Raw genomic sequence first — 24,106 nt, 5'->3', positions numbered from 1 at the left:
ACTAAGACCGGGTTGCAAAAAAGAACAACGGGTTCTTTCCACCTTCTATTTTTGCTGCATAATCCACCTGTTTGGCGAACTCGTTCAAAATTCCCAGATAGCGTTCCGAAAATTCTGTGTCGTGGTTGGCGCTTACAAGAAGAGCCCCATAGGCGCAGTCCGCCTCTCCTTCGATAATGCATGACGCGTCATTGATCGCCTGCTGCATCTTATCCTCAAGTACATCAATCTTATAGCCATTTGAGCTAGTTAAGTACTTGAATTCAAATGACCATGTTCGCCTCTCGCGCTGATCCAATATCCATAGATCGGCGCGACCGTTGACGCGTTTGCGACGATCGGTCTGCATTTTCTTGCGACAGACATATTCTGCTAGTGACACGAAACCAGCCCTCGTAGCGGCCGCCGCAAGTATCCCTGCGGCAGCTGTTTCGTTGTAATCGAAAATGTCGTGATCTTTGACGAAATGCAGAAAGTCTGACCTGATTGCCGGGACCTCGGTAAGCCAACGGCTCCAAACGCGTTTGGTCGATGAGTTTTTGCGTTCAAAATTTAGCCATTCGACAGCCATTGCGTGCCCCTTTACCCCGCGCTGATCCGTTCGATGTCCGCGCCAACCGCCTGCAGCTTCTCCTCGAGCCGCTCGTAACCGCGGTCGAGGTGATAGACGCGGTTGACCTCGGTGGTGCCCTGCGCTGCCAACCCTGCAATGATCAGGCTCATCGAGGCGCGCAAGTCGGTCGCCATGACGGGGGCGCCGACGAGATGGTCGACCCCGCGCACCACGGCGCTGCGGCCGCGCACGTCGATGTCGCAGCCCATGCGCGCCAGTTCGGGAACGTGCATATAGCGGTTCTCGAAGATCGTCTCGGTGAACAGGCTGGCGCCGCTGCCCAGCGTCGCCATCGCCATGAACTGCGCCTGCATGTCGGTCGCGAAGCCCGGATAAGGTGCGGTCGACAGCGTGACCGGTTCGGCGCGGCCGGTCATCGCGACGCGGATGCCGGTCTTGGTTTCCTCGACCGTCGCGCCCGCCTGGCGCAGCGCCGCCAGCGTCGCTTCCATCTCGCTGGCGTTGGCACCGACCAGTTCGACATCGCCCTCGGTGATGACGGCGGCGCAGGCGTAGCTGCCCGCCTCGATGCGGTCGGCCATCACGCGATAGGTCGCGCCGTGCAGGCGGTCGACGCCTTCGATGGTCAGCGTCTCGGTACCGATGCCGTCGATCGACGCGCCCATTGCGACGAGGCAGTTGCACAGGTCGACGATCTCGGGCTCGCGCGCGGCGTTTTCGAGGATGCAGGTGCCTTTCGCGAGCACCGCGGCCATCACCGCATTTTCGGTGGCGCCGACCGACACGACGGGGAAGGTGAACTTGCCGCCCTTCAGGCGCCCGCCCGGCGCGCTCGCCTTCACATAACCCGAGGCGAGTTCGATTTCGGCGCCCAGCGCTTCGAGCGCCTTGAGATGCAAATCGATCGGGCGGTTGCCGATCGCGCAGCCGCCGGGCAGCGAGACGGTGGCTTCACCGGCGCGCGCGAGCAGCGGGCCGAGGACGAGGATCGAGGCGCGCATCTTGCGGACGATGTCATAGGGGGCGACGGTCGACGTCAGCGTCGTCGTGCGCGCGGTCATTACGCGGCCGAAATCCTCGGGCCGCGACCCCTCGATCGTCGTCGAGCAGCCGAGCTGGTTGAGCAGGTGGCCGAAGCCATCGACGTCGGCGAGCCGCGGCAGGTTGCGCAGCGTCAGTGGCTCGTCGGTGAGCAGCGCGCAGGGCAGCAGGGTGAGCGCCGCATTCTTGGCGCCGGAAATGGGGATACGGCCCTTGAGTCGCTGGCCGCCGCGAATGACGATTTGATCCATCGGCTGTCTTTAGCGGATGGCGGCGGCGGCGCAAGCGGACCCGACGCTCATTGCGCGGGGCCAAGCCAGTCCGAGGGCAGGCGATAGCCCAGAATCCTGCCCTCGGGCACCGATACGATCGAAACTTCCTTGCAGATATTTCCCGCCAGCATCCGGATCGAATCGGTGCCGTCGGGGCCGAGGTAAAAGCCGGCGACGCCGCCGCCGGGGACGCCTGCGCGGCTGGCAACGACGACCGAACCGACGACGCGCTCGCCCACCTCGTCGATCGGATTCTTGCCCCAGTTCAGCCACGACCGAGCCAGTCCGCTGTTGGTGCCGGTCTTCCCCGCCCGGTTCATCACATAATTGACGAACTGGCTGTTCCAAGGCTGTTCGTCCGAGCGGAGTTTGGGTTCGGCGGTCGCCATATAGGCGACGATATGCGGATTGGCCTCCTCTCCCGAATATTCGCGTTGCCCGAGCTCGCCGATCGCGACATTCACCCATGCTGCGGTGTTGACCAGTTCAGCCTCGGTGCGCAACTGGCCGAGTTCGTCGAGGTTCACGACATAGGAGGTCCGGTCGCACGCGGCGCTGAAGGCCGGAATTTCGGTCGTTCCGGCCGATTGTTCGGCGGGGGCGGGCTCGCTGGACTGGCCGGCACATGACACCCGTCTGACTTCGAACCATCCGCCCGAAACCGCAAACTCCGGCTTGAAAGGCTTGGCGTGGGAAAGCACTTCCAGACACGTACCGGGATCAACGGCAACACTCTTCGAAGATCGTTCGGGTTCAAGATACAGATTTTTGCCGGTCATTACCTCCAGGATCGTGCCGTCTTTTACATCTTCATAAGTGGGGAGGCCCTGCTCCCGCTCTTCCAAGCGGAGGTCGCCGTCGCTGGTCGGTCTGCCGTCCTGACCGATCTCATAATAGGCGAAGTAGTTCGCCGGCCCTCCGGTTTCCCGGCTGATTCCTGCACCGCCATCTATCGCGGTTTTGTCTGACCAGAGGAAAAAGGCCAGCAACCCCAGCAGCGCGAGGATCGCCCATTTCCACGGTATCTCGAAAAAATAGAACCACCAGGGCGATTCGGGGATTTCGACATCGCCATATTCCGGCCGGACGATCGTGCCGTCGCGGAAGAAGCTGATCCAGTATTTCTCCATGAAGTCCTTGGAGAAATAGGCCGAATGGGTGGTGTCGTGCAGCCGGTCCTTGACCGGCGCGCCGAAGCCGTTGGTGCCCGAATAGCCATAGCCCCAGGTGAAGGATTTCGCGACTGCGGGCCAGATGTCGCGGACGCCATAATCGTTGATGATCTTGCCGCTGACCTTGTGCGACACGCCTTCCCAGTCGAAATCGGTATCGATCACCGATCCGCAAAGGATCAGATTGTCGATCTTGAACAAGTAGCTTTCCTTGAGCAGCGTCGCGACGACATTGGTCCCGTTGCTGTGCGCGATGACGCTGACCAGCCCGCCCTCTTTGCGGACCCGGTCGATGATGGGCAGCATCCGGTCTTCCGACCGGTCGATCGGGCCGCGGCGCCAGGGGCCGGGGATCAGGAAACGGAAGAGGTCGAAGCGCCCGTATTTTATCGGCTCGATTTCGATGTCGCCGAGTTGCGCAAACACCTGTTGCGCGCGTTCGTACCAACTGGCGTGTGTCCTGATTCCATGGACGAGCAATATGATGTGTTTGCGCGGCATGACTGTCACGGCCCCCGATGGTCGATCATGGCGATACCATCCGCCCTCCGGTTGCGGTGGATGGCAGGGTGCAGCCTAAGCGAGGCTGCGCCGAAAGGGAAGTGATGCCGCCCATGGTTAAGTCCTGCCTGCCGGACCCGGTCTTTTGCGATGGCAATGCGCACCGAAACGTGGAAACATTGGTGCAAATATCGGGAAGTAGAGGGACGTTACTGGACGGAGTCGGTTTTCAGAACAGAAGGGGCAAGGGCATGAGGAATATTGTCGCGACCATCGCCACGTCGGCGTCGTTGATCATGGCGCAGCTCGCGCCGCCGGTTCTTGCCCAGACGACCTATCCCTATCCCGGCTCGGGCGGCCCGCAGATCCAGCCGCCGCGCGACCAGGGCTATGCCGGGACGCTGCGCTGCGAATCGCGCAAGAACAAGCTCCAGCGCTGCAATGTGCGCACCGACAATCGCGTCGACCTGATCCGGGTGATCGGCGGGCGTTGTTCGAAGGGGCGCGACTGGGGCTTCACCGCCAACCAGATCTGGGTGTCGGGCGGCTGCCGTGCCGAATTCGGTTATGGCTATGGGTACGGCAATGGCGGCGGCTATCCGGTGCCGCTGCCGCAGCCGGTCGACGATTATGCGGGGACGATCCGCTGCGAATCGCGCGGCAGCCGCTACGAACAATGCAATGTGCAGACCAACAACCGCGTCGAGCTGGTGCGGCGGCTCGGCGGCAAGTGCAACGACGGGCGCCAATGGGGCTATACCGCGAACTACATCTGGGTGAACGACGGTTGCCGGGCCGAATTCGCCTATGGCTACAACAATCTGACCCCGCTGCCCGGACCCCGGCCCGAGAAGGACAAGGGGCCGAGCACCGGGCTGATCATCGGCGGCGTCGTGGTCGCGGGCGGGCTGCTCGCGCTGCTGCTGAGCAAGAAGAAGAAAACCCCGGCGGGCGAAGAGACGACGACCGATGAGCCCGCCACCTATCCTGCCGGACCGCCGGCGACGCTGAGCGCGAACCTGTCGGCGTTGCCGAGCGCGGCGCGGCCGTCGGTGCAGAATTGCATGAACGACGCGGCACGCCAGATCGGGGTCACCGGCGGCACGCGGCTGAGCTATGACAAGCTGGTGTCGCTGGAGCAGGGCAATGGCGGCTGGCGCATCCGCGCCACGATGACCGCGACCTATCCCGACGGGGCGCGGACGGTCGAAATGTATTGCCGGGCGACGCCGAGCCAGATCATCCAGCTCGATTTCAGCTAGCGCGCTACGGCGTTTTGGATATTGCCGTCATCCCGGCGAAAGCCGGGTGACGAAGCATGAGACGAGAACAGGGTCGCGCCGCCATGGTGAAGGGGAATGGGCCGGCTGCGGCCTTGTGGTCGCGGGCCTATCTGCTGCTGACGATGACGGCGCTGTTCTGGGCCGGCAATTCGATCGTCGGGCGCGCCGCGCGCGACCTGGTGCCGCCCGCCGCGCTGTCCTTCTGGCGCTGGACGATCGCGCTCGCGCTGCTGTTGCCGCTCGCCTGGCCGCATCTGAAGCGCGATTGGCCCGCATTGCGGGCGCGTTGGCCGGTCATGCTGATCCTCGGCGCGCTGGGAATCGGTGCGTTCAACACCTTGCTCTATACCGGGCTGCAAACCACCACCGCGCTCAATTCGATGCTGATCCAGTCGGCGCAGCCGGCGTTGATCCTGATCGTCGGTGCGCTGGTGATGCGCGATCGGACGGGCGCCCGGCAGATCGCGGGTGTCGCCGTGTCTCTGGCGGGCGTCCTGATCATCATCGGGCGCGGCGACCCCGGCCTGCTGCTCGCGTTGAGGCTGAATGGCGGCGACGCGATCATCGCCGTCGCGGTGATGTTGTGGGCGCTCTATTCGGTGCTGCTCCGCCGTCGCCCGGCGGTGCATCCGCTCAGCTTTCTCGCCGCATCGATCATGGTCGGGCTGATGGTAATCATGCCGGTCTATGCGACGGAAATCTGGTCGGGACGCTTGATCGTGCCGGCGACGGGCAGCGCCCTTGCGATCGCCTATGTGTCGATCTTTCCGTCGTTCCTGGCCTATCTTTTCTTCAACCGTAGCGTCGAACTGATCGGATCGGCGGCGACCGGGCAGTATATGAATATCATGCCGCTGATGGGGGCAGGGTTGGCGATGCTCTTTCTCGGCGAGGTGCTGCACCTGTTCCACATCGTGGGATTGGCGCTGATCGTCGCCGGGATTTTGGTCGCCGGGCGCCCGCCGCAGCCCGCCGCAGACGCTTAGCCCAGCGCTTCCTCGACCTGCGCCAGCCGGTCCTTGCCGAAGAACATCTCCTCTCCGACGAAAAAGGTCGGGATGCCGAACACCCCGCGCGCGACCGCGCTCTCGGTGTTTTGGGCGAGCTTCGCCTTGATCTCGGGTTCCTGCGTGCGCGTGAGCAGCGCGGGGCCGTCGAAGCCGTTGGCGGTGAGGAAGGCCGCGGCGACCTCCGGATCGTCCATTCTCAGCCCATCTTCCCACATCGCGCGGTTCACCGCCTCGACATAATCGTCAAGGTTGCCGTCATCCTCCGCCACGATCGCGCCGCGCATGATGAGCAGGGTGTTGACCGGGAAATGCGGGTTGAGGCGGAATTTTGTCAGGCCATGCTTGTCGATGAAGCGCCGCATCTCGAGGTTTTCATAGGCCATCTTCGCGGGCGCGTCGGCGTATTGGATCATCGGCGCCCTGTTGCCCGTCGCCTTGAAGATGCCGCCGAGCAGGCAGGGGGTGATGATCAGGTCGGCACCGGTGCGGTCGAGCAGTTCGGGTAAGACTTTCAGGGTCAGATAGGCGTTGGGGCTGCCGAAATCGAAGATGAGTTCCAATGTCTTTTGGGCGGTTTTGGTCACCATTTTTCTCCCCATGGGCGGAGGTCGAGTTCGTGGGTCCAGGCGCTTTTGGGCTGCTGGTGGAGCATCACATAATTGGCGGCGATGGCGTTGGGGTTGAGGATCAGGTCGGCCGCCTTGGCATTGTCGAAATCGGGGTGGCGGCCCTTGATGAAGTCGGTGTCGATCGCGCCGTCGATGATCGTGTGGGCGACGTGAATGCCCTGCGGCCCGAGTTCGCGCGCCATCGACTGGGCGAGCATGCGCAGCGCGCCCTTGGCGCCCGAAAAGGCCGAAAAGCCCGAACCGCCGCGCAAGCTCGCGGTCGCGCCGGTGAAGAGGATCGTGCCGCGACCGCGTGGCGCCATGCGCTTCGCCGCCTCGCGGCCCATCAGGAAGCCACCGAGGCACGCCATTTCCCAGACCTTGGTGTAGACCCGCACCGTCGTCTCGGTGATCGGGAAATTGACGTTGGCGCCGATGTTGAACACCGCGACCTCGACCGGCCCGATCTCGGCCTCGACCTGGTCGAACAGCGCGATCATGTCGCTTTCTTCACGGGCGTCGCCAGGGAAGGCGCGCGCTTGTTGGCCCGCATCGCGGATCGACTGCGCCAGCGATTCGAGCTGGTCGGCGTTGCGCGCGCGGCGGTTGACGCAGGCGGTGAGGCCCTCGGCGGCGAAAGCGCGCGCGATCGCGCCGCCGGTGGCGTCGCCGGCTCCGATGATGACGGCGGCTGGATTGGACATGCGACTCTCCTCTTGCCGTCCATCATAACTATGATAATCATAGTGACAAGTGGTTTTTCCACGAAGGGTGGCAATTGTACTGCGACAAAAAACCGCGTCATTGCGCGCGAAGCGAAGCAATCCAGAGCCTGCGTAAACCGCTCTGGATTGCTTCGCTTCGCGCGCAATGACGAGTAGGGAGGACGATAGATGCCCAGACGTGCGGATCTTTCGGATACTTTCTGCCCCGTCGGACGGTCAGCCGAACTGCTCGGCGACCGCGCCGTGCTGCTGATCCTGCGCGACCTGTTCTTCGGGCGGCGGCGGTTCGAAGCGATCGCGGCGAACACCGGACTCGGCCCGCAGCTTATGTCCGCGCGGCTCAAGCTGCTGGAAAAGGAAGGCGTGGTCGAACGCCATGCCTATCAGGACAAGCCGCTGCGCCACGAATATCGGCTGACCGACAAGGGCAAGGATCTGTTCGACGTGCTCTATGCGATGCGCGGTTGGGCCGAGCGGTGGGCGTATGCGGATGGCGAGACCGGCGACGGCCCGGCGATGCGTTATACCCACCGCGCGTGCGGCACCGATGTCGGGACGGCGACGGTCTGCCCGGGGTGCGGCGCGGCGCTGGGCTATGGCGACTTGAAGGGCGAGCCGTCGCCGGCGCTGAAGGCCGAACAGGCGCGGCGGGCGGGTTAGCTCAGGCCTTTTCCAGCGTGCATTGCAGCGGGTGCTGGTTCTGCCGCGCGGCGTCCATCACCTGATTGACCTTGGTCTCGGCGACCTCATAGCTGAACACGCCGCACACGCCGACGCCCTGCTGGTGGACGTGGAGCATCACCTGGGTCGCCTGTTCGATGTCCATGTTGAAGAAGCGCTGGAGCACCATCACGACGAATTCCATCGGGGTATAGTCGTCGTTGAGCAGCAGCACCTTGTACATCGAGGGTTTTTTGGCCTTCGCGCGGGTGCGTGTCGCGATGCCGACGCCCGGCGGGCCGGGCGTGCCATCGTCCTTGTCCGCCATGGCGCGGATAGGGGAGAGAGTCTGAACTGGAAGCATTGTCACCGGAATATCGCACGCCGCGATGGAATCGCAAGGGGGAGGGGCATCATTAACCCCTTTTGTGAGAACCCCGAAAGCAAGAACCGCCCGCAACCCGAAGGATGCGAGCGGTCTTGGTTTGTCGGCGCAGGCTGGGAGGAGGGGAGAGACGCCCGCGCCAACGGGAAGAGGAAGGCCCTTAGGCGGCCTTCATCTTCGAAGTGATGACCGACACGCGGTTCGAAATCGGCGCGAAGCTGTCGTTCGCCATCTTGACGACGAGTTCGCTGGTCTTCGAGGTCTGCGCGACAGCGGCGTCGAACGCCTTCTTGCTGTTTTCGGCATAGAGCTTGAAGAATTCGGTCGGCGACTTGACGGCGGTGTAGCCCTTCAGCGCGGCGGTCGTGTCTTCAAAGCTCTTGCGAGCGAAGGTCACGCCTTCCTGGCCGAGGACTTCAGCGTTCTTCGCGGCGATCTTGCCGGCTTCGACGAGGGCTTCGAGGTTCGCCTTGTTGAACTCGACGGCTTCCTTGGCCTTCGCGTTGAAATCGGCGGTCAGCGCTTCGGCGCGGGTCTTCGCTTCGTCGGCGAACTTCTTGACGGTGTCGTTCATGGTCTTGAATCCTTTGGTGGCGGCAGCGACCGGCTTCGGTGCGGCCTTCAGGGGCTTGGGGGCAATGGTCTTGACGACCGCCTTCTTGGGGGCGGCCTTTTTGGCGACGGCCTTGGGGGCCGCGGCCTTCTTTGCGACCGGCTTGGCTTTTGCCTTCACCGTCGGGGTTTTTACGGGCGCCGGAGCGGCCTTCGCCACTGCCGGGGCAGCGGTTTCGACCGGAGCGGCCGGAGTCGCCGCCGGCGTTTCCAGCGTCGCGGCTTCGAAAGCCTTTTCGGCACTATCCATCTTGGTAGCCATCGGGGTAACTCCTTTATGTTGCAGTGCACAATATAGGAGTGGCGTGGCGATTTCAAGGATATTTTTGTGCACTGCACAAAAATTGTTGCTCGCGGCCTTATTGGCCCTTTGTTTCCCCGATTTTACCGCTGCTTGACGTAGCGGCCGGGGGCATCCTCGATCGCCTTCTTAGCACCTTTTCCGGGAATGCGCGAACCCTTAACGGCGGTTTTTGCGCTATCCTGTGTGGCAATCCAGTCGATCCAGTGCGGCCACCAGCTGCCTTTGGTCTCGTGCGCGCTGGCGACATAGTCGTCGAGCGTGGCGGCGTCGCTGTCGCCGACCCAATATTGATATTTGCACGCGGCCGGCGGGTTGACGACCCCGGCGATATGGCCCGAACCGGCGAGCAGGAAGGTCCTGGGGCCCGACAAATGGTCCATCAGCCGCCAGACGCTGGCGAGCGGCGCGATATGATCCTCGCGCCCCGCCTGGATATAGGCGGGTGTCCTGATCTTCTTGAGGTCGAGCGGGGTGCCGCACACCGACAGGCTGTTCGGGATCACCATCCGGTTGTCGCGATAGAGGTCGACCAGATATTGGCGGTGCCACTTCGCGGGCAGGTTGGTGGTGTCGCCGTTCCAATAGAGCAGGTCGAAGGGCGGATAGTCGTTGCCGAGCAGGTAATTGCTGACGACATAGTTCCAGATCAGGTCGCGCCCGCGCAAGCTGTTGAAGGTCGCCGCCATATAGCGGCCATCGAGGAAACCCGGCGCCGACAGCTGTTCGAGCAGCGCCAGATAGCTGTCGTCGACGAACATCTTGAGGTCGCCGGCGAATTCGAAATCGATCTGCGCGGTGAAAAAGGTCACCGACTGGACCTTGTCGGCTTCTTGCCTGGCCGACAGCATCGCGAGCGTTGCGGCCAGCGTGGTGCCAGCGACGCAATAGCCGATCGTGTGGACCGCGGGGACGCCCAGCAAGTCGCGTACCGTGTCGATCGCATCGACCTGCGCCGCGATATAATCGTCCCAGACCACGTCCTTCATCGACGCGTCGGCCGATTTCCATGACACCATGAATACCGACAGCCCCTGCTCGACCGCCCAGCGCACGAAACTTTTCGCGGGGTTCAGGTCGAGGATGTAGAAGCGGTTGATCCACGGCGGGAAGATCAGCAGCGGGACGGTGAACACGTCCTTCGTGGTCGGCGCATAATGGATGAGCTGATAGAGATCGGTCTCATGGATCACCTTGCCCGGCGTCGTCGCGATATTCACCCCGACCTCGAACGCGTCGGGATCGACATGGCTCAATTGCCCGCGCGACAGGTCGGTGAGCATGTGCTTGAGCCCCTTGAGCAGGCTTTCGCCGCGCGTCTCGACCGCGCGCTTGATCACTTCGGGGTTGGTGAGCGCTAGGTTCGACGGCGAAAAGGCGTCGGCCATGCCCTTGGCGGCGAACTCCATCTTCTTGCGCGCATTCTCGTCGAGGCCCGACATCTGGCGCGTCGTCGCCAGCAACTGGTCGGAAAGCAGGCCATAGGTCTGGCGGATCAGCGCGAAGGCGGGGTTTTCGGTCCATTCGGGATCGGCAAAGCGCTTGTCCTTCGGCGCTTCGGCAGGCGCGTCGGGGGTGAAGCCCGGGGTCAGCGTCGCCAGCGAGGTCCAGAAGGCAACCCCCTGTTCCCACATTTTTGCCGACTGCTCGGCCCAGGCCTGCGTCGCGGGACTGTTCAGCCAGCCCGCGGGATCGAACATCGCGGCGGCACCGGTCTTGCCCTCGTTCGCCTGTCCCATCGCGTAATCGAGCATCATCTGCTGCGCCCGGCCCATGACGCTGGTCCAATGCTGCAGGTCGTCGGGTGCGGGCATGAAGGGGTTTGGCGTTTCCGATGTGCCGTCTTTGCCCGTGTCGCTCATGCTGGTTCCTGCTGGTCTGTCCGGAGATTATGCCTATAACAAGCCGCGGCGCGGCTGGCGAGCGGCCGTTCGCGCTTATTACCGATAACGAAAAGGAGTTGTTCTAGTTTCCCATGTCCGAAGATGAATTCTATCGCATCAAGCGCCTGCCGCCCTATGTCATCGCCGAAGTCAATGCGATGCGTGCGGCCGCCCGCGCCTCGGGCGAAGACATCATCGACCTGGGAATGGGCAACCCCGATCTGCCGCCGCCGCAGCACGTGATCGACAAGCTCTGCGAAGTGGCGATGAAGCCCGACGCGCATGGTTATTCGCAATCGAAGGGCATTCCGGGGCTGCGCCGCGCGCAGGCCAATTATTATGCGCGCCGCTTCAACGTCGAGCTCGATCCCGAAAGCGAGGTCGTGGTGACAATGGGATCGAAGGAGGGACTCGCGAGTCTCGCCACCGCGATCACCGGTCCCGGCGACGTCGTGCTGGCGCCGAACCCCAGCTACCCGATCCACACCTTCGGCTTCATCATCGCCGGCGCGACGATCCGCAGCGTGCCGACGACCCCCGACGAAAATTACTGGCGCGCCCTCGACCGCGCGATGGCCTTCACCGTGCCGCGCCCGTCGATCCTGGTGGTTAATTATCCGTCGAACCCGACCGCCGAGGCGGTCGATCTCGCTTTCTACGAACGGCTCGTCGCCTGGGCGAAGGAGAATAAGGTCTGGGTCCTCAGCGATCTCGCCTATTCGGAGCTTTATTACGACGGTAATCCGACTCCCTCGATCCTGCAGGTGCCGGGCGCGAAGGATGTCGCGGTCGAATTCACCTCGATGTCGAAGACCTATTCGATGGCGGGCTGGCGCATGGGCTTCGCGGTCGGCAACAAGCGGCTGATCGCTGCGATGACGCGGGTGAAATCCTATCTCGATTATGGCGCCTTCACCCCGATCCAAGCCGCCGCGTGCGCGGCCTTGAACGGGCCGCAGGATATCGTCGCCAGGAACCGCGAGCTGTACCAGAAGCGCCGCGACGTGATGGTCGACAGCTTCGGCCGCGCCGGCTGGGACATTCCGAGCCCCAAGGCGTCGATGTTCGCCTGGGCCCCGCTGCCGCCCGCGCTGAAAGAGATGGGCAGCCTCGAATTTTCGAAGCAACTGCTCACCCATGCCAAGGTCGCGGTCGCGCCCGGCGTCGGCTATGGCGAGGACGGCGAAGGCTTCGTGCGCATCGCGATGGTCGAGAATGAGCAGCGCATCCGGCAGGCGGCGCGCAATGTGCGCAAGTTCCTCCAGATGCACGGCGTCAACACGCCATCGGTTGCGGCGGGCGGCGAGGGATGACGTCCACCGGCTCGGCGATGATCGCCGAGACGATCCAGCTTTCGGTCACCCCGGTGTTCCTGCTCGTTGCGACGGGCAGCCTCCTCAACGTCCTGACCGGGCGGTTGTCGCGTGTCGTCGACCGCTCGCGGGCGTTGATGGAGCGCTGGTCCGAGACCGAGGGGGCGGAGCATGAGCGGGTCGTCGCCGAACTACGTGCCGCTGATCGGCGGATGGATGTGATCAACAACGCGATCGCCGCGGCCGTCGCGTGCGGCATCGTCGTCTGTTTGCTCGTTGCGCTGTTGTTTGCGCAGGCGATCGCCGGGTTTAACCTAGGACTCGCCGCGTCATGGGCGTTCGCGATCGCGATGTTGCTGCTGCTCGCCTCGCTGGTGCTGTTCCTGATCGAAGTGCGGATGGCGATCCGCAACATCCATGTACCGATGGAGTTGCTCGAGCTTGAGGAAATGGGCTGGAAGCGCCGGCGGGATAAACGGTGATGATCGTGGCCCCCGCGAAGGCGGGGGCCGCTCCCAGCCTGTCTGGACGCCAGCGATCCCCGCCTTCGCGGGGATGACGTTGCCTATGGCGTCACACTGGCCCGATAGGTCGGCGTCATGCGCTTGCGGCTCCCCTGCTCATAGGCATAGCCGGCGCTCAGCACATCGGCATCGCTCCACTTCGCACCGATGAAGCTGACACCGATCGGCAGGCCCTCGACCGCGCCCATCGGGACGGTCAGGTGCGGATAGCCGGCGACGGCGGGAAGCTGACTGACGCTCGGGCCGCTATAATGATCGCCGTTGACGAGGTCGCTGGTCCACGCCGGGCCGTTGGTGACGCCGACGAGGAGGTCGACGCGCTTGTCCTTCAACAATTTGTCGATCCCCTCGGGACCCGCAAGCCGTGCCGCCTTGGCCCTGGCTTCGACATAGGCGGGACTGTCGAGTCCGCCCTTGCTCTCGGCCAGTTCGAACAGCGACTGGTCGAACCATTGGAGTTCGGCGGGGGCTGCCTTGTTAAAGGCGATCAGGTCGGCGAGCGTCCTGGGTCCGTCCTTGCCGGGCAGGCCCGCGAGATAGGCCGCCATGTCGGCCTTAAGCTCGGTCATCAGCACCTCGAACTCGGCGGCGCCCAGTTCCTCCAGTCCTTTGCGGCTGTCGTCGATCTCGACGATCGTCGCGCCGAGGTCCGCCATCTGTTTTAGCGCCGCGTCGAACAGTGCGGCGACGTCGGTCCGGTCTCCGATGCGGTCGCGCAGCACGCCGATGCGCTTGCCCTTCAGCGCGTCGGGCGAGAGCGCGGCGGCATAGTCGGTCTTGCGCGCATCGGCCTCGGCGGTCGCGGGATCGGCGGGGTCGCTACCCGCGATGACGGTCATCACCGCGGCGGCGTCACGGACGGTGAGGGTGATCGGGCCGGCGGTGTCCTGGCTGTGGCTGATCGGCACGATATGGGTGCGGCTGACAAGGCCGACGGTCGGTTTGAAACCGACGACGCCATTAACCCCGGCGGGGCAGGTGATCGACCCGTCGGTTTCGGTGCCGATGGCGAGCGGCGCGAGGCTGGCGGCGACCGCGGCGGCGCTGCCCGACGACGAGCCGCATGTGTTGCGGTCGAGCGCGTGGGGGTTTTTGGTGAGTTCGCCGACCGCGCTCCAGCCGCTGGTCGAATTGTTCGACCGGATGTTCGCCCATTCGCTGAGGTTGGTCTTGCCAATGATGACTGCGCCCGCCTCGCGCAGCCGCGCGACGATCGGCGCGTCGCGGTTCGTGACATTGTCCTTCAGCGCGAGCGAGCCGGCGGTCGTCGGCACCGGCCCCTTCGCCTCGATATTGTCCTTGAGCAGGATCGGGATGCCGTGGAGCGGGCCGCGTTTTTTCTCCGCCTCGCGTTCTTTCCACAGCCGGGTCGCCTCGCTCTGCGCGTCTGGGAAAGTGGCGATGACGGCGTTCAGCTTCGGCCCATAGTCGTCGATCTTCAAAATGCGGTCGAGATAGAGGGTGGTGAGCAGTTCGTCGTACATCGATCCACTCTCCATCTCGGCCTGGAGTGTCGCGGCGTCCTTGCCCTCGACGGGCGGCAGCGGCGGCGGCATCGCGGCGGCGGGAGCGACGGCGAGCAGGGCGGTGGCGACGAGCAGCGAAATTTTTTGCATGGGCGCGAAGCTGCCAGCCGTAGCGGCAATTGCAAGCGGCGAATTTCGGCGCGCCGCAACGGCGTTGACACCGGGGTGCCGGGTCTGCTCCCATGGCGTTACGGGAGATAAGAATGAACCAGAAAGCTGCCCTTGCCGGGAGCATCGGGTCGCCGCCCACCGCAGGCGTGTCCGCGCAGACGCGGACGATGCTGTGGGTGCTGCTGATCGTCTATATCTTCAATTTCCTCGACCGGCAGATCGTCAACATCCTCGCCGAGCCGATCAAGGCCGACCTCGGGCTGAGCGATACCCAGCTCGGACTGCTCGCGGGACCGGCGTTCGCGGTCTTCTATGCGCTGCTCGGCATCCCGATCGCGCGCTATGCCGACAAGGACGGCACCAACCGGGTGCGGCTGATCGCGCTCGCGCTCGCCGTCTGGTCGGCGATGACGGCGGTGTGCGGACTCGCGCAGAATTTCGTCCAGCTGCTGTTCGCGCGGATCGGGGTCGGGGTCGGCGAGGCGGGCTGCACCCCCGCCGCGCACTCGTTGATTTCGGACAGCGTGCCCGCCGAGAAACGCTCGTCGGCGATCGCCTTTTACGGGCTGGGCGTGCCGATCGGTTCGCTGCTCGGGCTGATTATCGGGGGCATCGTCAACGACCTCTATGGTTGGCGGATCGCGCTGATGCTCGTCGGCGCACCGGGTTTGCTGCTCGCATTGATCGTGTTGTTCGTGATGCGCGAGCCGCGCCACAGCCGCACTGCCGAAGCCGCGGCGAGCGCGGCGGCGGTGGTGCCGCTGTCGACCCGCGAGGCGATGCGCGAAATCTTCGCTTCGCGCGCTTTCGTCTACATATTGATCGCATCGTCGGTCGTCGCCTTCCTCGGTTATGGCAAGGCGCTGTGGACGATCAGCTTCTTCATCCGCAGCCATGGGCTTTCGACGACCGAGGCGGGGCTGTCGATGGCGGTCGTGCTCGGGCTTGCGGGGGTGCTCGGCACCTGGCTCGGGGGCAAGATGGCCGACAAGTTCGGCCCGCGCGACAAGAAGCATATCCTGACCTTCCCCGCCTATGGCATGGCGCTCGCGGCGCCGGTGCTGTTCCTCGGCTATTATATGGAGGATTGGCGCGTCGCGGTGGCGTTGCTGATCGTCCCGACGATCCTCAATTCGGCCTATTACGGTCCTGCCTATGGCTGTGTGCAGGGGCTTGTGCGGCCGCAGGCGCGCGCGGTCGCGGCGTCGATCATGCTGTTCGGGCAGAATCTGATCGGGCTGGGTTTCGGGCCGTTCCTGTTCGGGGTGCTGTCGGACATGCTGGCGCCGACCTATGGTCAGGAAAGCGTGCGTTACGTCCTTTATGGCGCGGCGTGGCTGGGGCTGATCCCCGCCTTCTTCTTCTGGCGTGCCAGCCTGCGGCTGAAGGCGGAACTGAAGTCGGGTTAGGTTAATAGGGCGGCGCCTGGCGCGCCCGCTGTTCCCGCGCCGCGTCGATCCACCAGTTGAGGTCGTCGGCGAAGCGCGGGAAGCTTTTTGCCAGCCGCGCGCCGTCGTCGCCCGCCGGCTGGCCGTCGGTATCGAAGGCGCCGCCGATCCGCCCGACCGGCAGGATCGACGAGATCACCGCCATTCCCATTTCGCCCAGCGTGTCGCGCCAGCCCATCATCGCGCGCACCCCGGACCAGGGGCCGGCCGAATAGCAGGCGATCGCGGCGGGGCGCCAGAACCATTCCTCGAGATAATGATCGGTGAGATTCTTGAGGCCGGGTTGCGGTCCCCAATTATATTCGCCGGTGACGAACAGGAAGCCGTCGGCGGCGCGGATCTTGCCCGCGAGTTCCGCCATCGCGGGCGGCGCCGCGCCCTCCGGATATTCCTTGTACATGCGGTCGAGCATGGGGAGGTCGACCGCCTTGGCGTCGATCAGTTCGGCGCTGTCGCCGCGTGCCGCGATCGCTTCGACCAGCCAGTGGGCGAGCTTGATCCCCTGCCGGTCGCGGCGGTAGCTGCCGTAGAAGACGAGAATGTTGCGGGACATGGAAGCTCCTAGGGGCGAATGGTGATCAAGGTGCCGTCGGGAACCAGGTCCCACAGCTGCTCTATTTCACCGTTCGACAGCGCGATACAGCCGTCGGTCCAGTCGGTCGTGAGCGGCGGACCGGGCCAGCGATTGGGCTGGCCGTGGATGAAGATATCGCCCCCCGGCGATCGCCCTTGCGCCTTCGCATAAGCGCGATCGGCGGCATTGGGATAGGAGATGCGCAGCGACAGGTGATAGGCGCTCTTCGCGTTGCGGCCGTCGATCCTGTAGTCGCCCTCGGGCGTGCGCTCGTCGCCCTCGAACTGCTTATGCCCCTCGGGCGCGTCGCCGAAGCGGATATTGGTGTAACGCGCGATCTCGCGGTTGCCGACAAAGGCGATCAGGGTGCGGTCACTCTTGTCGACCAGCAGGCGGTCGGCCTTCGCGTTCTGGGGTATTTGCGGGGGCTGCGACGCGGCGGATCCGCAGGCCGTGATGAGCAGGTACACGAGGGGGAGGGCGGAGCGCATCGTCCGACCCTACGCCTTTGGCGGTCTCCGGCAAGTGGTTGTCAGCGCGGCCTCCCAAGCTAAGGTGGCGGCGGGGGGATTGGAGCATGACCATATATCGCACGCCGGACGCGCGCTTCGCCGCGCTACCCGACTGGCCCTATGCGCCGAAATATTTGGAGATAGACGGCGGGTTGCGCGTGCATCATGTCGACGAGGGGGCAGCGGATGCGCAGCCCGTGCTGATGCTGCACGGCGAACCGACCTGGGCCTATCTCTATCGCAAGATGATCGGGCCGGCGGTCGACGCGGGCTTTCGCGTGTTGGCACCCGACCTGATCGGTTTCGGTCGGTCGGACAAGCCGCTGGATGCCGGTGCCTACAGCTATGCACAGCAGGTCGCGTGGATGCGCCAGTGGATCGAGGAGCTCGACCTCAAGAACATGATCCTCGCCTGTCAGGACTGGGGGTCGCTGATCGGGTTGCGGCTGGTGGCGGAGATGCCCGATCGCTTCGCTGGGGTCGCGCTGTCCAACGGTGGCCTGCCCGAGGGCCAGCCGGCGCCGCGCGCCTTCGCCATCTGGCGCGCTTTCTCGCGCTACAGTCCGGTGTTTCCGGTCGGGCGGATCGTCAATGCCGGAGCGAAACGGCAGTTGACGCCCGAAGAAATCGCCGCCTATGACGCGCCCTTTCCGACCCGCGCGTCAAAGGTCGCGGCGCGCATCTTTCCGTCCTTCGTGCCGCTCGGTGACAATGTCGCCGTACCCGACCAGAAACGCGCATGGGCGGCGCTCGAGCGCTTCGACAAGCCCTTCCTCTGCTGCTTCGCCAACGGCGACCCGATCACGCGCGGCGGCGACGCGCTGTTCACCGAGCGCGTGCCGGGCGCACACGGCATGGCGCATCGCGCGCTGCACGGTGGACATTTCATTCAGGAGAATGACCCCGACGGCTTCGTCGCAGCGATCCGCGACGTTGCGGCTGCGGGGATCAGTCGCTGAACGGATCGCGGATCAGGATCGTGTCTTCGCGTTCGGGGCTGGTCGATACCAATGCGATCGGGGTTTCGATCAGTTCCTGGACGCGCTGGACATATTTGATCGCCTGCGCGGGCAGGTCGGCATAGCTGCGCGCGCCCGCGGTCGTTTCGTGCCAGCCGTCCATTTCCTCGTATATCGGCTCGACCTCGGCCTGGTCGGCCGAATGGGCGGGGAAATAGTCGAGGATCTTACCGCGCAGCCGATAGCCGGTGCAGATGCGGATGGTGTCGAAGCCGTCGAGCACGTCCAACTTAGTGAGCGCGATACCGGTGACGCCCGAGACGGCGCAGCTCTGGCGGACGAGCACAGCGTCGAACCAGCCGCAACGGCGCTTGCGTCCGGTCACGGTGCCGAATTCATGCCCGCGCTCGCCGAGCTTCTGGCCGGTCGCATCTTCGAGTTCGGTCGGGAAGGGGCCGCTGCCGACGCGCGTCGTATAGGCCTTGGCGATGCCGAGGACGAAGCCGACCGACGAGGGGCCGAGGCCCGAGCCCGACGCCGCGGTGCCGCTGACGGTGTTCGAGCTGGTGACGAAGGGATAGGTGCCATGATCGACGTCGAGCAGCACGCCCTGCGCGCCTTCGAACAGGATGCGCGCGCCGGCCTTGCGGACCTTCTTCAGGCGCTTCCACACCGGCTGCGCATATTCGAGCACATAGTCGGCGATTTCGGTGAGGTCGGCGATGAGGCGTTCGCGGTCGATCGGCGGTTCGCCGAAACCGGCGCGCAGCGCGTCATGGTGCGCGGTCAGGCGGTCGAGCTGCGGCTCTAGCTTGTCGAGATGCGCGAGGTCGCAGACGCGGATCGCACGGCGGCCGACCTTGTCCTCATAGGCGGGGCCGATGCCGCGCCCGGTGGTGCCGATCTTGCCCGCGCCCGCCGCGGTTTCGCGCAGCGCGTCGAGGTCGCGGTGGAAGGGCAGGATCAGCGCGCAATTGTCGGCGATCGCGAAATTCTCGGGATTGATCGCGACGCCCTGGCCGCGCAGCTTGGTGATCTCGTCGCGCAGCGCCCAGGGGTCGAGGACGACGCCATTGCCGATGATCGACAGCGTGCCGGTGACGATTCCCGACGGGAGCAAGGAGAGCTTGTAGACCTGCTCGCCGACGACGAGCGTGTGGCCGGCGTTGTGCCCGCCCTGGAACCGGACCACGGCGTCGGCGCGGCTGGCGAGCCAGTCGACGATCTTGCCCTTGCCCTCGTCGCCCCATTGCGACCCGATGACGGTGACATTTGCCATGATGCTGTCCTGCTGAACTGGGGCCTCGAAACGACCAGCGCCGGCCCGGCGCGGCCTTAGCGGATTTGGCCGCAGAGGCAAGCTTGGTGGGACGGATTTGCGACATTTGCGGGCTAGATATGCTGGCGTCAGGGAAAGCGGAGATTGCAGGCGATGCGAAAACAGCGGTTGATCACAGGCGCGGCGCTCGCGGCGTTCGTCGCGGCAAGCCTGATCGTCCCGGGCCCCTTTGCGGAGGCGCGCGAGCGGCTGCGCGACCGGATCGCGCAGCGAATGGGTGCCGACGAGGGGCCGAAGGCGCCGGGCAGCGAGACGATCTTCTATGGCCGCGATCCGCTCCAGTCGCTCGACGTCTGGCGTGCGAAAGACGTGAAGGGGCCGGCGCCGCTGGTCGTCTTTGTCCATGGTGGCGGGTGGAAGCGCGGCAGCAAGGACAATGCGACCGGGCGCTTCAAGGCCGACCATTATCCGGGTGAGGGCTATGCCTTTGCGTCGATCGATTACCGGCTGGTTCCGGACTCGCCGGTCGAACAGCAGGCCGAGGATGTCGCGATGGCGGTGAAGGCCTTGATCCGCGATGCCGACCGACTGGGGATCGATCGGCGGCGCATCGTGCTGATGGGGCATAGCGCGGGCGCGCATCTGGTGGCGCTGGTCGGCACCGATGAGACCTATCTGAAGAGCGTCGGCCTTTCTTTCGCCGATATCGCGGGGGCGATCCCGATCGACGGCGCGGCTTATGACGTGCCGGCGCAGACGAAGGACGGACCGCCGATCATGCAGGCGACCTATAAGCAGGCGTTCGGGAGCGATCCGGCGCGGCAGGCGAAGCTATCGCCGACGCTGCACGCGGCGGCGCCCAACGCCCCGGCCTTCCTGCTGCTCTACGTCCAGCGGCCCGACGGGGTGCGCCAAGCCAAAGCGCTAGGCGCCGCGCTCGAGGCGGGCGGGAGCAAGGTCGAGCATGGCAGCTTTCCCGGCGAGGGATTGCAGGGCCATGCCGAGATCAACCGGCGACTGGGCGACCCGAGTTACGCGCCGACGACGGCGGTCGACGCATGGTTGAAGCGGGTGTTTGCGCGATAGCGTCTAACGCCGCTGTCTAGCAATTGCCCTTCACGCCATCGGCACAGTCGCCGACCGATTCGACATCCTTCCCTGCGCCTTGAACCGTGTTGCAAGCAGACAGGACCAAGATCGAGCTGCCGATTGCGAAAATTTTCAGAAGCTTTTTCATTTTCTCTCTCCGACGACGAGGGCGACCCACCCTCGATTCATTTGCGGTATTTCGACAACATCCGCTCGCGACGATCGTTGCGCGGCATCGGCGTCACGCTGGCCGAAGCGTTCGAAATGATCGTCAGGCTGGGGAAGAACCCGGGCTTGACCCGCGGCCAGCCTTCTCGTTCAAGGCAGGCAGGCCCCGGATCAAGTCCGGGGTGACGTGACCCGGAAAGCGATGCCCCTATGACCGACCCCGCCGCCCCCTATCACGCGCATATCTATTATGACGCCGCCGAACGTCCTGCGGCTGCAGCGCTGCGTGACGATTTCGGGCGCGATCCGGCGATCCTGTTCGTCGGGTCGATGACCGAGGGCGGGGTGGGGCCGCATCCGATCGCGCAATATGAGGTGCATTTTGTGGGGAGCGCGGTGCCGGCGGTGGTTGCTGCGATCGAGGCGACGGGGCTGCGCGCGCTGGTGCATCCGCTCACCGACGACGATCTCGCCGACCATACCAGCCTTGCCGAATGGATCGGTGAGCCGGTGGAACTCGATGTCACAGTGCTCGATCCGCCGGGGGTGAACCAGGGGATTCCGCGCTTTGGGGTTTCGGATTTCTAGCCGGGCTTTTTTGCTCCGTTCGTATCGAGCGAAGTCGAGATACGGCTTGGGCAGCCTATGCGGTCGCGTGTCTCGACTTCGCTCGACACGAACGGATGTGGGGGTGCGCTTCAGGCTTCGACGGGACCGTCGGCGGTGAGGCGCCAGCCGCAGCCGAGCGCGCGTGCATTATCGGCTTCGGACAGCGCCGCCACCGTCTGCCAGTCGTCGGCGCGCAGGCTCGCGGCGAGCGCGGGATCGTGCCCCAGCGGCAGGAAGATGCGGCGGTCGGCGTCGTCCTCGGCGCCGAGGCCGTCGTCGATCAGCGGATCGGGATAGAGCGAGAAGCCGACCGCCGATTCTTCATGATCCTCGCCGACCGGGATCGCATAGCCGCCGCCGCGGCCGATCGCGTCGCCCTGGCCGGGGACGAAGATCTGGAAACCGAACCAGCTTTGATAGGCGAAACCGTGACGCTCGGTCGGGTCGAGGGTCAGCGACACGCGGTCGCGGATCGGTGCGGCGATTTCTTCCAGTGCGTCGATACGGCTGGCAAGCACCCCGGCACTGTCGAAGGCGCGCAGGTCGGCGATCGCCTGGTCGAAAGGACCGGTGGCGCGGAGCAAGGGCAGATAGGCCGAAGCACCGATGCGGACGAGCGCGCCGGCATCCTTGGCGTCGAGTTCATCGCGCAAGGCATCGAGGCTGGCCGCGACCGGCAGCGAGGCGGCGAGCAGGTCGACGACGTCGGGCAGGGTGAAGTCGATGGTGACGGGGCCGATGCCCGCGGCGTCCAGCGCGTCGATCGCGACGGTGACGATCTCGCGCGCCGCGGCGACGCTGTCGCTGCCGATCAGCTCGGCGCCGACCTGCAGCATTTCGCGCGCCGGGCGAAGCTGGCTGGCGCGCAGCTTGACGACCTGCCCGGCGTAGCAAAGGCGCAGCGGCCGCGGAGCGCTCGCGAGCAAAGAGGTAGCGATGCGCCCGACCTGGCGGGTGATGTCGGGGCGTAGCGCGAGGGTGCGCTGCGATACCGGATCGGTGAAGCGGAGCAGATCGCGCGATGCGCGCTCGTCGTCGCCGCCGAGCGTCTCGCGGAACTCGGCGAGCGGGGGCGCGACGCGGCCATAGCCGTGCGCGCGCATCGCATCGACGAGCGCGCGGGTGACGCGCGACGCGGCCTCGGCCTGTTGCGGCAGGCGGTCGCGCAGGCCTTCGGGCAGCAGGGCGGGGGCTTTGGGCATCGGAGCGGCCTTAGGCTGGTCGCGACCGGAGTCAACGATCCGGTGCGATTCGTCCGCGTCGGGTGGTGCCGAAACACCGTGGAGGAGAGAGAGCCTGATTGGGCATCCCGGTCCACCCGACGCGGACTGGCAGGGCAGGAAGTCCTAGAACTTCAAACCCTTCACCGTCTTCACGCCGGGCAGCTGGCACAGCTGCCACAGCAGGGGTTCGGGCATCGGCGAGTCGAGGCTGAGCAGCAGCACCGCTTCGCCCCCGGCGGCGCGGCGGCCGAGGTGGAAGGTGCCGATGTTGAGCCCGGCTTCGCCGAGTGCGGTGCCGATGCGGCCGATGAAGCCGGGGGCATCCTCGTTGACGATGTAGAGCATGTGGCCGTCGAGATCGGCCTCGACCTTGATGCCGAACATTTCGACCAGGCGCGGGTCGCCGTTGCTGAACAAGGTGCCGGCAACCGATCGGTCGCCGTCGCTCGTCGCCACCGTGACGCGGACGAGCGTGTGATAGTCGCCGTCGCGATCATGACGCACTTCGCGCACATCGAGCCCGCGTTCGCGGGCGAGATGCGGCGCGTTGACCATGTTCACGCTGTCCGAATAGCGGCGCATCAGGCCGGTGAGCACCGCGGCGGTGATCGGCTTGAGGTTGAGTTCGGCGGCCGCACCCTCGACCTCGACCGAGATCGTCGTGAGGTTGTCGTGCGCGAGCTGGCCAACGAGGCTGCCGAGCTTTTCCGCGAGGCTCATATAGGGGCGCAGCTTCGGCGCTTCCTCGGCCGAGAGGCTCGGCACGTTGAGCGCGTTGGTGATGCCGCCGGTGAGCAGATAGTCCGACAGCTGCTCGGCCACCTGGATCGCGACATTGACCTGCGCTTCGTCGGTCGACGCGCCGAGGTGCGGGGTACAGATGAAGTTCGGCGCGCCGAACAGCGGATGATCGGCCGCCGGCGGTTCGGTCTGGAACACGTCTAGCGCGGCGCCCGCGACATGGCCGCTGTCGAGCGCGTCCTTGAGCGCCGCCTCGTCGATCAACCCGCCGCGCGCACAGTTGATGATCCGCACGCCCTTTTTCGCCTTGGCGATATTCTCGGCCGAGAGGATGTTGCGCGTCTGGTCGGTGAGCGGCGTGTGCAGCGTGATGAAATCGGCCTTGGCAAGCAAGGTATCGAGATCGGCCTTTTCGACGCCGAGTTCGATCGCGCGCTCGGGGGTCAGGAAGGGGTCGAAGGCGACGACCTTCATGCGCAACCCCAGCGCGCGCTCGGCGACGATGCTGCCGATGTTGCCGCAGCCGATCAGGCCGAGCGTCTTCGAGGTCAGCTCGACGCCCATGAAATCGTTCTTCGGCCATTTGCCCGCTTGGGTCCCGGCGTTGGCTTCGGGAATCTGGCGCGCGAGGGCGAACATCATCGCGATCGCATGTTCGGCGGTGGTGATGCTGTTGCCGAAGGGCGTGTTCATCACGATGACGCCCTTTTTCGACGCCTCGGGAATGTCGACATTGTCGACGCCGATGCCGGCGCGGCCGACGACCTTCAGGTTCGTCGCGGCGGCGAGGACGTCGGCGGTGACCTTGGTGGCCGAGCGGATCGCGAGGCCGTCATAGTCGCCGATCATCGCGATCAGCTCGTCCTTGGTCTTGCCGGTGATGACGTCGACGTCGATGCCGCGTTCCTTGAAGATCGCGGCGGCTTTGGGGTCCATCTTGTCGGAAATGAGAACTTTGGGAGCGGTCATTGTCTGTCTCCGTATCCCGGCGAAAGCCGGGACC

24 protein-coding genes are annotated in these 24,106 nt (G+C 65.0%); 9 read left to right on the top strand and 15 right to left on the bottom strand.

Annotated elements, in window-relative coordinates; genetic code table 11:
• Position 1: 1 nt before the first annotated feature.
• From AC3WS4_RS03475 to AC3WS4_RS03465, 3 genes are read right to left on the bottom strand one after another with little or no spacing between them, the layout of a single operon-like run.
• Positions 2–571, bottom strand: a complete 570-nt coding sequence (locus AC3WS4_RS03475) for a hypothetical protein (RefSeq protein ID WP_492736506.1) — start codon at positions 569–571, stop codon at positions 2–4.
• 11 nt (positions 572–582) lie between these two features.
• Entirely contained in the window at positions 583–1,866 is a 1,284-nt protein-coding gene (gene murA, locus AC3WS4_RS03470; protein ID WP_492736508.1) for a UDP-N-acetylglucosamine 1-carboxyvinyltransferase, read from the bottom strand.
• A 47-nt stretch (positions 1,867–1,913) separates the two neighbouring features.
• A complete protein-coding gene (locus AC3WS4_RS03465) occupies positions 1,914–3,560 on the bottom strand; it encodes a TIGR02594 family protein (RefSeq protein WP_492736510.1) in 1,647 nt (548 codons plus the stop codon).
• Between the two features lie 251 nt (positions 3,561–3,811).
• Between AC3WS4_RS03465 and AC3WS4_RS03460 the strand changes: the two genes are divergently transcribed.
• Positions 3,812–4,822 (top strand): DUF3011 domain-containing protein, encoded by a 1,011-nt coding sequence (locus tag AC3WS4_RS03460; protein ID WP_492736512.1) that lies wholly within the window; start codon positions 3,812–3,814, stop codon positions 4,820–4,822.
• Positions 4,823–4,878: 56 nt separating this feature from the next.
• Positions 4,879–5,829, top strand: coding sequence for a DMT family transporter (locus AC3WS4_RS03455; protein ID WP_492742631.1), 951 nt, complete (start codon positions 4,879–4,881; stop codon positions 5,827–5,829).
• Here the strand turns inward: AC3WS4_RS03455 and AC3WS4_RS03450 are convergent.
• Both AC3WS4_RS03450 and AC3WS4_RS03445 read right to left on the bottom strand, forming a co-directional pair.
• On the bottom strand, positions 5,826–6,440 hold the full coding sequence (locus tag AC3WS4_RS03450; protein ID WP_492736516.1) for a 2-hydroxychromene-2-carboxylate isomerase: 615 nt from the start codon (positions 6,438–6,440) through the stop codon (positions 5,826–5,828). The two genes, AC3WS4_RS03455 and AC3WS4_RS03450, sit on opposite strands and share 4 nt — an antisense overlap.
• Positions 6,434–7,165: an SDR family oxidoreductase gene (locus AC3WS4_RS03445; RefSeq protein ID WP_492736518.1), complete on the bottom strand. Its 732-nt coding sequence runs from the start codon at positions 7,163–7,165 to the stop codon at positions 6,434–6,436. The genes AC3WS4_RS03450 and AC3WS4_RS03445 overlap by 7 nt, the downstream gene beginning before the upstream one ends.
• Before the next feature lie 189 nt (positions 7,166–7,354).
• Here AC3WS4_RS03445 and AC3WS4_RS03440 point away from each other — a divergent pair, with 189 nt between their 5' ends.
• On the top strand, positions 7,355–7,846 hold the full coding sequence (locus AC3WS4_RS03440; RefSeq protein ID WP_492736520.1) for a winged helix-turn-helix transcriptional regulator: 492 nt from the start codon (positions 7,355–7,357) through the stop codon (positions 7,844–7,846).
• 1 nt (position 7,847) lies between these two features.
• On the opposite strand, the gene clpS is transcribed toward AC3WS4_RS03440, so the two are convergent.
• From clpS to AC3WS4_RS03425, 3 genes are all read right to left on the bottom strand, one after another.
• Positions 7,848–8,174, bottom strand: coding sequence for an ATP-dependent Clp protease adapter ClpS (clpS, locus tag AC3WS4_RS03435; protein WP_235535542.1), 327 nt, complete (start codon positions 8,172–8,174; stop codon positions 7,848–7,850).
• A 217-nt stretch (positions 8,175–8,391) separates the two neighbouring features.
• Positions 8,392–9,105, bottom strand: coding sequence for a phasin family protein (locus AC3WS4_RS03430; protein WP_492736522.1), 714 nt, complete (start codon positions 9,103–9,105; stop codon positions 8,392–8,394).
• Positions 9,106–9,227: 122 nt separating this feature from the next.
• Positions 9,228–11,006 carry a PHA/PHB synthase family protein gene (locus AC3WS4_RS03425; protein WP_492736524.1) on the bottom strand — a complete coding sequence of 593 codons (1,779 nt, stop codon included), beginning with the start codon at positions 11,004–11,006 and terminating at the stop codon, positions 9,228–9,230.
• A gap of 113 nt (positions 11,007–11,119) precedes the next feature.
• Between AC3WS4_RS03425 and AC3WS4_RS03420 the strand changes: the two genes are divergently transcribed.
• Positions 11,120–12,340: an LL-diaminopimelate aminotransferase gene (locus tag AC3WS4_RS03420; protein ID WP_492736526.1), complete on the top strand. Its 1,221-nt coding sequence runs from the start codon at positions 11,120–11,122 to the stop codon at positions 12,338–12,340.
• The gene (locus AC3WS4_RS03415; RefSeq protein WP_492736528.1) at positions 12,337–12,822 is read left to right on the top strand and encodes a DUF2721 domain-containing protein; all 486 of its coding nucleotides are present in this window, start codon (positions 12,337–12,339) and stop codon (positions 12,820–12,822) included. Before AC3WS4_RS03420 ends, AC3WS4_RS03415 begins: the two co-directional genes overlap by 4 nt.
• Before the next feature lie 83 nt (positions 12,823–12,905).
• Here AC3WS4_RS03415 and AC3WS4_RS03410 read toward each other — a convergent pair whose 3' ends face one another.
• Positions 12,906–14,480 carry an amidase gene (locus AC3WS4_RS03410; protein WP_492736530.1) on the bottom strand — a complete coding sequence of 525 codons (1,575 nt, stop codon included), beginning with the start codon at positions 14,478–14,480 and terminating at the stop codon, positions 12,906–12,908.
• Between the two features lie 113 nt (positions 14,481–14,593).
• Between AC3WS4_RS03410 and AC3WS4_RS03405 the strand changes: the two genes are divergently transcribed.
• Entirely contained in the window at positions 14,594–15,910 is a 1,317-nt protein-coding gene (locus tag AC3WS4_RS03405) for a spinster family MFS transporter (protein ID WP_492736532.1), read from the top strand.
• 1 nt (position 15,911) lies between these two features.
• On the opposite strand, the gene AC3WS4_RS03400 is transcribed toward AC3WS4_RS03405, so the two are convergent.
• Positions 15,912–16,502 (bottom strand): NADPH-dependent FMN reductase, encoded by a 591-nt coding sequence (locus AC3WS4_RS03400; RefSeq protein ID WP_492736534.1) that lies wholly within the window; start codon positions 16,500–16,502, stop codon positions 15,912–15,914.
• Positions 16,503–16,510: 8 nt separating this feature from the next.
• A complete protein-coding gene (locus AC3WS4_RS03395) occupies positions 16,511–17,014 on the bottom strand; it encodes a L,D-transpeptidase family protein (RefSeq protein ID WP_492736536.1) in 504 nt (167 codons plus the stop codon).
• 86 nt (positions 17,015–17,100) lie between these two features.
• On the opposite strand from AC3WS4_RS03395, the gene AC3WS4_RS03390 reads away from it, so the two are divergent.
• Complete coding sequence (locus AC3WS4_RS03390; RefSeq protein ID WP_492736538.1) at positions 17,101–17,994, top strand: haloalkane dehalogenase; 894 nt, start codon at positions 17,101–17,103, stop codon at positions 17,992–17,994.
• Here the strand turns inward: AC3WS4_RS03390 and AC3WS4_RS03385 are convergent.
• A complete protein-coding gene (locus tag AC3WS4_RS03385; protein WP_492736540.1) occupies positions 17,984–19,273 on the bottom strand; it encodes an adenylosuccinate synthase in 1,290 nt (429 codons plus the stop codon). The two genes, AC3WS4_RS03390 and AC3WS4_RS03385, sit on opposite strands and share 11 nt — an antisense overlap.
• A gap of 153 nt (positions 19,274–19,426) precedes the next feature.
• Here AC3WS4_RS03385 and AC3WS4_RS03380 point away from each other — a divergent pair, with 153 nt between their 5' ends.
• On the top strand, positions 19,427–20,359 hold the full coding sequence (locus AC3WS4_RS03380; RefSeq protein ID WP_492736628.1) for an alpha/beta hydrolase: 933 nt from the start codon (positions 19,427–19,429) through the stop codon (positions 20,357–20,359).
• A gap of 16 nt (positions 20,360–20,375) precedes the next feature.
• Here AC3WS4_RS03380 and AC3WS4_RS03375 read toward each other — a convergent pair whose 3' ends face one another.
• Complete coding sequence (locus AC3WS4_RS03375; protein ID WP_156878310.1) at positions 20,376–20,510, bottom strand: entericidin A/B family lipoprotein; 135 nt, start codon at positions 20,508–20,510, stop codon at positions 20,376–20,378.
• A 230-nt stretch (positions 20,511–20,740) separates the two neighbouring features.
• On the opposite strand from AC3WS4_RS03375, the gene AC3WS4_RS03370 reads away from it, so the two are divergent.
• A complete protein-coding gene (locus AC3WS4_RS03370) occupies positions 20,741–21,118 on the top strand; it encodes a DOPA 4,5-dioxygenase family protein (protein WP_492736542.1) in 378 nt (125 codons plus the stop codon).
• A 110-nt stretch (positions 21,119–21,228) separates the two neighbouring features.
• On the opposite strand, the gene AC3WS4_RS03365 is transcribed toward AC3WS4_RS03370, so the two are convergent.
• Both AC3WS4_RS03365 and serA read right to left on the bottom strand, forming a co-directional pair.
• Positions 21,229–22,341 carry an ATP phosphoribosyltransferase regulatory subunit gene (locus tag AC3WS4_RS03365; protein ID WP_492736544.1) on the bottom strand — a complete coding sequence of 371 codons (1,113 nt, stop codon included), beginning with the start codon at positions 22,339–22,341 and terminating at the stop codon, positions 21,229–21,231.
• Positions 22,342–22,485: 144 nt separating this feature from the next.
• Entirely contained in the window at positions 22,486–24,072 is a 1,587-nt protein-coding gene (gene serA, locus AC3WS4_RS03360) for a phosphoglycerate dehydrogenase (protein WP_056343009.1), read from the bottom strand.
• Between the last annotated feature and the right edge of the window lie 34 nt (positions 24,073–24,106).

The sequence above is a fragment of the Sphingopyxis sp. EU05-FHT14B03 genome, from assembly GCF_058790875.1.
The sequence above is the reverse complement of the archived record's forward strand: the minus strand, read 5'-3'. Positions and strand labels throughout refer to the sequence as shown.